Origin of the sequence: Pseudomonas sp. (assembly GCF_026224925.1) — a bacterium.
In the GTDB taxonomy this organism is placed as follows: domain Bacteria; phylum Pseudomonadota; class Gammaproteobacteria; order Pseudomonadales; family Pseudomonadaceae; genus Aquipseudomonas.
Genome location: NZ_JAMFRV010000288.1, coordinates 1 through 5,458, shown reverse-complemented (window position 1 = coordinate 5,458; position 5,458 = coordinate 1). Strand labels below are relative to the sequence as shown.

The following is a 5,458-nucleotide window of genomic DNA, read 5'->3' as shown; positions in this document are numbered from 1 at the left end:
AGTTAAACGCCAATTGCAGTAGCACCGTCTGCATGGTTCAGACCTCGCCTTGGTGGGCGCGCACGCCAGGCGTGAGGTAACTGAGGGCCAGCGACAGCGGGATGCAGATCAACAACACCATCCACAGCGGCAACACTAGCAACCCGATCAACACGAAGGTGATGACGAACACTGACAGGGTGTGAATGTTGCGCGGCATGGCTTTGAGCAAGCGCAGGGTGGTGCCAAGCATCAGGCCGGTGGCGATCGGCATCACGGCGCCGAATACTTGTTGCACCGCGTAAACACTCCACCACTTGGTGTAGGCGAAACCGGCGAGAATCGTGACGATGGTGGGGAATAGATACAGCCCGACGATGGATACCCACGCCCCGGCGAGCCCTTGCTGGCGTCTGCCGAAAATGATGCTGATGTTGCCGATATTCGGTCCGGGAAAAAACTGGCCGGTGGTCAGCAGTTCGGCAAACTCAGCCTCATCGACCCATTTGCGACGGTCGACCATCATCTGTCGCGCCCACGGCATGACCCCACCAAACCCACACAGCCCGACCATGGCAAAGTTGTAAAACAGCTCCCACAGCGTTGGGCGAATACGGTTGGAGGGTTCCATGTCGATTCCCGAAGAAGGTAAGGGTGAACGTGCTCAGTGTGAACGTTAGGAGGCTAATTACCCTAGCTGTTTATAGACTGAAGTTGCGTTGATCCTCGACCGGGGATTGCGCTTTCGACGCAGAACCGTGAGCCTTGCACGCTTGGTTGTGGCGCATTTGAGGTTGAATATGTATCACGGAGAACGTTTCAACGCCTGGACCCACTTGGTAGGTGCGGTAGTGGCGTTTATCGGCGTGGTCTGGATGCTGGTGTTGGCTAGCATGGGTGGCGATGTCTGGAAGATCGTCAGCATGGCTATTTATGGCGTAACGCTGATTGTGCTGTACAGCGCATCGACGGTTTATCACAGCGTTCGCGGACGGGCGAAGGTGATCATGCAGAAGGTTGATCACCTGTCGATTTACTTACTGATTGCCGGCAGTTACACGCCCTTTTGTCTGGTGACGCTGCGTGGCCCGTGGGGTTGGACGCTGTTCGGTATCGTCTGGGGGCTGGCGGTGATCGGCATGTTGCAGGAAATCAAACCGCGCTCTGAAGCGCGAGTGATGTCCATCGTGATCTATGCGGTGATGGGGTGGATCGTGTTGGTGGCGGTCAAACCGTTATTGGCTGCGCTGGGTACGGCGGGGTTCATGTGGTTGGCCGGTGGCGGAATTTCATACACCATCGGTATTATTTTTTTCGCGTATGACACGCGTTTTCGGCACTGGCATGGCATCTGGCATTTGTTCGTGATCGTCGGCAGTTTGCTGCAATTTGTGGCGATTTTGTTTTATGTGTTGTGAGGGCTGAAAACACATTGATCTATTTATGCTGTGGGACCGAATTCATTCGGGAAAGCAGCGACACGGTCTGTCTTTAACAACGTTGGCGCCCACAAGAACTTCCCGAATGAATTCGGTCCCACAAGAAAGTGAGCCACGCAAAGCAGTTTAGAAATCACCCCACAGTTGTTGCGCGACACTTAACGCCACTACCGGCGCGGTTTCGGTTCGCAGTACGCGGGGGCCGAGGCGGGCGGCGTGGAAGCCTGCGACTTTCGCCTGATCAATTTCAGCATCGTTGAGTCCGCCTTCAGGGCCAATCAAAAAGGCCAGGGTGAAGGGTTTGTCGTGGCGGCTCAGCGGCTCGGCGACCGGGTGCAGCACCAGTTTCAAATCAGCGTCGGTTTGCTTCAGCCAGTCAGCGAGTGCCAGCGGCGGATGGATCACCGGCACCACAGAGCGTCCGCATTGCTCGCAGGCGCTGATCGCGATTTGTTTCCAATGCAGCTGACGCTTCTCGGCGCGCTCGTCTTTGAGACGAACTTCACAGCGCTCGCTGATAATGGGTGTTATCTCGCGTACACCCAGCTCGGTGGCCTTCTGAATTGCCCAGTCCATGCGCTCGCCGCGAGACAAGCCTTGGCCCAGATGGATTCTCAACGCTGATTCCTTTTGCCCTGCGAATTTTTCGTCCAGTGTCACCCGCACGCGTTTCTTGCCGACTTCCAGTAACGTGCCGCGAAACTCGCTGCCCGATCCGTCGAACAATTGCAGCGCGTCACCTTCGGCCATGCGCAATACACGGCCGATGTAATGCGCCTGGGCTTCTGGCAGTTCGTGCTCGCCAAGGCTCAATGGCGCATCGATAAAAAAACGGGACAGTCTCATGTTGGGTCTCTGGAATCAGTAGATGTGGCGGCGTCTGACAATGACTCTTCGCGAATGAATTCGCTCCCACAGGGTGGCATGCCGACTCTCTGTAGGAGCATTACGTGGAATCAGCCTGGATCACGAAAATTCGGGTGGAAATTCTCATGTACGGCCACGCTAACACTGGTGCGGGTCGCGATGTCGATGCCTTCGGTGGCAACCTCGGCCAGGAAGTCGATCTCTTCCGGTGTAATCACATAAGGCGGCAGAAAATACACCACGCTGCCCAGCGGACGGAGCAGGGCGCCGCGCTCCAATGCATGCTGGAACACCTTCAGCCCACGTCGCTCTTGCCACGGGTAAGCTGTTTTTGTGGCCTTGTCCTGAACCATTTCGATTGCCACGGCCATGCCGGTCTGGCGCACTTCAGCCACGTTCGGATGGTCAACCAAATGCGCGGTCGCGCTGGCCATACGTGTTGCCAAGGCTTTGTTGTTCTCGATGACGTTGTCTTGTTCGAAAATATCCAGCGTCGCCAACGCTGCCGCACAGGCGAGGGGGTTGCCGGTGTAGCTGTGGGAATGCAGGAAAGCGCGCAGGGATGAATAGTCATCGTAGAACGCGTTGTACACCTCATCGGTAGTGATACACGCGGCCAACGGCAAGTAGCCACCGGTCAATGCTTTGGACAGACACAAGAAGTCCGGCGTAATACCCGCTTGTTCGCAGGCGAACATGGTACCGGTGCGCCCGAAGCCGACGGCGATTTCATCGTGGATCAAATGCACGCCATAACGATCACAGGCATCGCGCAGCAGCTTGAGGTAAATCGGATCGTACATGCGCATGCCGCCTGCGCCCTGAATCAACGGCTCGACGATCACCGCTGCAACCGTGTCGTGGTGCTCGGCCAACGTCTGTTCCATGGCGGCGAACATGTTGCGCGAATGCTCTGCCCAGCCCATGCCTTCGGGGCGGTGGTAGCAATCAGGGCTCGGTACTTTAATAGTGTCGAGCAGCAGTGCTTTGTAGGTTTCGGTAAACAGTGGTACGTCACCCACTGACATCGCGGCCATGGTTTCGCCGTGATAGCTGTTGGTTAGCGTAACGAAACGTTTTTTGTTCGGCTGACCGCGATTGAGCCAGTAGTGGAAGCTCATTTTCAGCGCAACTTCGATGCACGACGAACCGTTGTCGGCGTAAAAGCAGCGGGTCAACCCTTCGGGCGTCATTTTGATCAGTCGCTCGGACAGCTCGATCACTGGCTGATGGCTGAAGCCTGCGAGGATAACGTGCTCCAACTGATCGACTTGATCCTTGATCCGCTGGTTGATGCGCGGATTGGAATGGCCAAACACATTGACCCACCACGAGCTGACAGCATCAAGGTAGCGTTTGCCTTCGAAGTCTTCGAGCCATACGCCCTTGCCGCTTTTGATTGGGATCAGGGGTAAACTTTCGTGGTCTTTCATCTGGGTGCAAGGATGCCAGAGCACCGCGAGGTCGCGCTGCATCCACTGGTTATTCAAGCCCATGGGTAATCTCCTGGTAACAACTCGCTTGGCGCGAGGGCAAACAATCGCGCAAGCCTATGCGCAGCATGGCTGCGGAACAACCTCTTGTGACATTGAATGACGAGACATTACCGCTCGTCGGGGTCTGTTGGCCGATTGTCATGGGGCAGTATTGTTGGTGACGCAATATCGGGATGCTGGCATTCCAATAATATCGGCCGAATATCTATCGTATTTCTCGATATTTCGTAGCGAAAATTTGCGCTTCCATTCGATAGATAAAAAGCTAATCTTGGACCCATTCTTAGAAGGTAATCGGCATGCAGCTACGCAACTCCTCCTCTCGTTATGGTCTGGTCGGCATGCTGCTGCACTGGGGCGTGGCGGTCGTCGTGTTTGGCTTGTTCGCGCTCGGGCTCTGGATGGTTGGGCTAGATTACTACGACACCTGGCGCAAGGCCGCGCCGGACCTGCATAAAAGCATCGGCATAACATTGTTTGCCGTGATGTTGTTCCGAATCGTTTGGCGTTTGATCAGTCCACCGCCGCCAGCCCTATCGACTTACGGTAAGTGGACGCGTCTGGGTGCCAAATTCGGTCATCTTTTTTTGTATGTCGGTTTGTTTGCCACGATGATTGCCGGTTACCTCATTTCCACCGCCGACGGTGTGGGGATCTCGGTGTTTGGTCTGTTCGAAGTGCCGTCGTTGATCGACAGCATTCCCAATCAGGCAGATGTCGCTGGCGCCGTTCACTTGTACTTGGCCTGGATTCTGGTGGTCTTTTCAGGACTCCACGGCCTTGCAGCGTTGAAACACCACTTTATCGATCGTGATGTGACCCTTACGCGCATGTTGGGTCGCGACTAATGTTCAAACTAAATAGGAACTACAGCATGTTGTTGAAGAAGACGTTCGCTGCTCTGGCACTGGGTACCGCTCTGTTGTCGGCCGGTCAGGCGATGGCCGCTGATTACAAAGTCGACAAGGAAGGCCAGCACGCCTTCATCAACTTCAAGATCAGCCACTTGGGCTACAGCTTCATCTACGGTACGTTCAAGGACTGGGATGGCTCGTTCAGCTTTGACGCCGCCAAGCCTGAAGACAGCAAGATCAGCATTACGCTGAAGACCGCCAGCGTGTTCACTAACCAGGCTGAACGTGACAAGCACATCAGCAGCAAGGACTTCCTTGATGTTGCCAAGTACCCTGAAGCTACATTCGTCTCCACCTCGGTCAAAACGACCGGTAAAGATGCTGACGGCAAGGTTACTGCTGACGTGACGGGCGACCTGACCTTGCACGGTGTTACCAAGTCGGTTGTGGTCAAGTCGACCTTCTTGGGTGAAGGCAAGGATCCGTGGGGCGGCTACCGCGCTGGTTTTGAAGGCACCACTACGATCAAACGTTCTGATTTCGGCACGATGATGAATTTGGGCCCAGCGTCTGAATCGCTGGAACTGATCATCGCGTTTGAAGGCGTCAAAGCCAAATAAGCTTTGTGCTGAGTAACACCAAAACGCCGGCCCTAGGGTCGGCGTTTTTGTTTTTGACACCCCGTAGATCCGAGGTTCTGAACTGACCCCAAAAAATTGGACAAAAAATAGCTAAGCCGCAGCAGACTGGGTCCTGTACGCCACAGGGCTCAGCCCGTTCAGTTTCAGCTTGATGCGATCATGGTTGTAGTAATGGATGTATT

The 5,458-nt window shown here is 55.1% G+C and carries 7 protein-coding genes; 3 read left to right on the top strand and 4 right to left on the bottom strand.

Features of this window, described 5'->3' with window-relative positions:
• Positions 1–37: 37 nt before the first annotated feature.
• Positions 38–610, bottom strand: a complete 573-nt coding sequence (locus M0974_RS12535; RefSeq protein ID WP_297836721.1) for a chromate transporter — start codon at positions 608–610, stop codon at positions 38–40.
• Between the two features lie 169 nt (positions 611–779).
• Here M0974_RS12535 and M0974_RS12530 point away from each other — a divergent pair, with 169 nt between their 5' ends.
• Positions 780–1,397 carry a hemolysin III family protein gene (locus M0974_RS12530; RefSeq protein ID WP_297836726.1) on the top strand — a complete coding sequence of 206 codons (618 nt, stop codon included), beginning with the start codon at positions 780–782 and terminating at the stop codon, positions 1,395–1,397.
• A gap of 147 nt (positions 1,398–1,544) precedes the next feature.
• Here M0974_RS12530 and M0974_RS12525 read toward each other — a convergent pair whose 3' ends face one another.
• Both M0974_RS12525 and M0974_RS12520 read right to left on the bottom strand, forming a co-directional pair.
• Complete coding sequence (locus tag M0974_RS12525; protein WP_297836718.1) at positions 1,545–2,264, bottom strand: 16S rRNA (uracil(1498)-N(3))-methyltransferase; 720 nt, start codon at positions 2,262–2,264, stop codon at positions 1,545–1,547.
• 110 nt (positions 2,265–2,374) lie between these two features.
• Positions 2,375–3,781, bottom strand: coding sequence for an adenosylmethionine--8-amino-7-oxononanoate transaminase (locus M0974_RS12520; RefSeq protein WP_297836716.1), 1,407 nt, complete (start codon positions 3,779–3,781; stop codon positions 2,375–2,377).
• Between the two features lie 299 nt (positions 3,782–4,080).
• Here M0974_RS12520 and M0974_RS12515 point away from each other — a divergent pair, with 299 nt between their 5' ends.
• Positions 4,081–4,629 carry a cytochrome b gene (locus M0974_RS12515; RefSeq protein ID WP_297836713.1) on the top strand — a complete coding sequence of 183 codons (549 nt, stop codon included), beginning with the start codon at positions 4,081–4,083 and terminating at the stop codon, positions 4,627–4,629.
• A 29-nt stretch (positions 4,630–4,658) separates the two neighbouring features.
• Positions 4,659–5,255 (top strand): YceI family protein, encoded by a 597-nt coding sequence (locus M0974_RS12510; RefSeq protein ID WP_297836723.1) that lies wholly within the window; start codon positions 4,659–4,661, stop codon positions 5,253–5,255.
• Between the two features lie 111 nt (positions 5,256–5,366).
• Here the strand turns inward: M0974_RS12510 and M0974_RS12505 are convergent.
• Positions 5,367–5,458 (bottom strand): IS3 family transposase (locus tag M0974_RS12505; protein ID WP_297831952.1); only part of this gene is annotated, 92 nt, incomplete at its 5' end.